The 2,888-nt window shown below is 52.3% G+C and carries 1 rRNA gene; it reads right to left on the minus strand.

From position 1 onward, the window contains the following. A 23S ribosomal RNA gene (locus L975_RS08895) occupies positions 1 to 2,858 on the minus strand; the annotation flags it as partial. Positions 2,859 to 2,888 lie beyond the last annotated feature (30 nt).

The raw sequence follows: 2,888 nt of genomic DNA on the forward strand, positions 1-2,888 counted from the left end.
GCTACGCTTACACACCCTGCCTATCTACGTCGTAGTCTCCAACAACCCTTTAGGAGGCTCTAAGCCTCAGGGATGACTCATCTCGGGGCAAGTTTCGCGCTTAGATGCTTTCAGCGCTTATCTCTTCCGCATTTAGCTACCCGGCAATGCCACTGGCGTGACAACCGGAACACCAGAGATGCGTCCACTCCGGTCCTCTCGTACTAGGAGCAGCCCCCCTCAATCATCCAACGCCCACGACAGATAGGGACCGAACTGTCTCACGACGTTCTAAACCCAGCTCGCGTACCACTTTAAATGGCGAACAGCCATACCCTTGGGACCAACTTCAGCCCCAGGATGTGATGAGCCGACATCGAGGTGCCAAACACCGCCGTCGATATGAACTCTTGGGCGGTATCAGCCTGTTATCCCCGGAGTACCTTTTATCCGTTGAGCGATGGCCCTTCCATTCAGAACCACCGGATCACTAAGACCTACTTTCGTATCTGCTCGACCTGTCCGTCTCGCAGTTAAGCTAGCTTCTGCCTTTGCACTAACCGCATGATGTCCGACCATGCTTAGCTAACCTTCGTGCTCCTCCGTTACTCTTTAGGAGGAGACCGCCCCAGTCAAACTACCCACCAGACACTGTCCGTATCCCGGATTACGGGACAACGTTAGAACATCAAACATTAAAGGGTGGTATTTCAAGGTCGGCTCCACGCAAACTGGCGTTCACGTTTCAATGCCTCCCACCTATCCTACACATCAAGGCTCAATGTTCAGTGTCAAGCTATAGTAAAGGTTCACGGGGTCTTTCCGTCTTGCCGCGGGTACACTGCATCTTCACAGCGATTTCAATTTCACTGAGTCTCGGGTGGAGACAGCCTGGCCATCATTACGCCATTCGTGCAGGTCGGAACTTACCCGACAAGGAATTTCGCTACCTTAGGACCGTTATAGTTACGGCCGCCGTTTACCGGGGCTTCGATCAAGAGCTTCGCTTTCGCTAACCCCATCAATTAACCTTCCGGCACCGGGCAGGCGTCACACCGTATACGTCCACTTTCGTGTTTGCACAGTGCTGTGTTTTTAATAAACAGTTGCAGCCAGCTGGTATCTTCGACTGAGTTCAGCTCCATCCGCGAGGGACTTCACCTACCATCAGCGTGCCTTCTCCCGAAGTTACGGCACCATTTTGCCTAGTTCCTTCACCCGAGTTCTCTCAAGCGCCTGAGTATTCTCTACCTGACCACCTGTGTCGGTTTGGGGTACGATTTCTGGTAACCTGATGCTTAGAGGCTTTTCCTGGAAGCGTAGTATCAGCTACTTCAGCACCGTAGTGCTTCGTCATCACGCCTCAGTGTTAATGAAAGACCGGATTTGCCTAGTCTCTCCACCTTCACGCTTAAACCGGGACAACCGTCGCCCGGATAGCCTAACTTTCTCCGTCCCCCCTTCGCAGTTACCACAAGTACGGGAATATTAACCCGTTTCCCATCGACTACGCTTTTCAGCCTCGCCTTAGGGGTCGACTCACCCTGCTCCGATTAACGTTGAACAGGAACCCTTGGTCTTCCGGCGAGCGGGCTTTTCACCCGCTTTATCGTTACTTATGTCAGCATTCGCACTTCTGATACGTCCAGCATACCTCACAGTACACCTTCAACCGCTTACAGAACGCTCCCCTACCCAATAACACCTAAATGTCATTGCCGCAGCTTCGGTGCATGGTTTAGCCCCGTTACATCTTCCGCGCAGGCCGACTCGACTAGTGAGCTATTACGCTTTCTTTAAATGATGGCTGCTTCTAAGCCAACATCCTAGCTGTCTAAGCCTTCCCACATCGTTTCCCACTTAACCATGACTTTGGGACCTTAGCTGGCGGTCTGGGTTGTTTCCCTCTTCACGACGGACGTTAGCACCCGCCGTGTGTCTCCCGGATAGCACTCTACGGTATTCGGAGTTTGCAAAGGGTTGGTAAGTCGGGATGACCCCCTAGCCTTAACAGTGCTCTACCCCCGTAGGTGTTCGTCCGAGGCGCTACCTAAATAGCTTTCGGGGAGAACCAGCTATCTCCCGGTTTGATTGGCCTTTCACCCCCAGCCACAAGTCATCCGCTAATTTTTCAACATTAGTCGGTTCGGTCCTCCAGTTAGTGTTACCCAACCTTCAACCTGCCCATGGCTAGATCACCGGGTTTCGGGTCTACACCTTGCAACTAATTCGCCCTATTAAGACTCGGTTTCCCTACGGCTCCCCTATTCGGTTAACCTCGCTACAAAATGTAAGTCGCTGACCCATTATACAAAAGGTACGCAGTCACACCACGAAGGTGCTCCCACTGCTTGTACGTACACGGTTTCAGGTTCTATTTCACTCCCCTCACAGGGGTTCTTTTCGCCTTTCCCTCACGGTACTGGTTCGCTATCGGTCAGTCAGGAGTATTTAGCCTTGGAGGATGGTCCCCCCATCTTCAAACAGGATACCACGTGTCCCGTCCTACTCATCGAGCTCACAGCAATGCGTCTTCGTGTACGGGGCTATCACCCTGTATCGCCGGACTTTCCAATCCGTTCCACTAACGCATCCACTGATTCAGACTCTGGGCTGCTCCGCGTTCGCTCGCCGCTACTAACGGAATCTCGGTTGATTTCTTTTCCTCGGGGTACTTAGATGTTTCAGTTCTCCCGGTTCGCCTCGTTAAGCTATGGATTCACTTAACGATACCTAAGTTATCTTAGGTGGGTTTCCCCATTCGGACATGGTTGGCTATAGCGCTCCATCCCAGCTCACCAACCCTTTTCGCAGGGTAGCACGTCCTTCATCGCCTCTGACTGCCAAGGCATCCACCGTGTACGCTTAGTCACTTAACCATACAACCCAAAATAATGTCGGGCTGAATG

Source organism: Plesiomonas sp. ZOR0011 (assembly GCF_000800945.1).
Taxonomy (GTDB): domain Bacteria; phylum Pseudomonadota; class Gammaproteobacteria; order Enterobacterales; family CAMTGL01; genus Plesiomonas; species Plesiomonas shigelloides.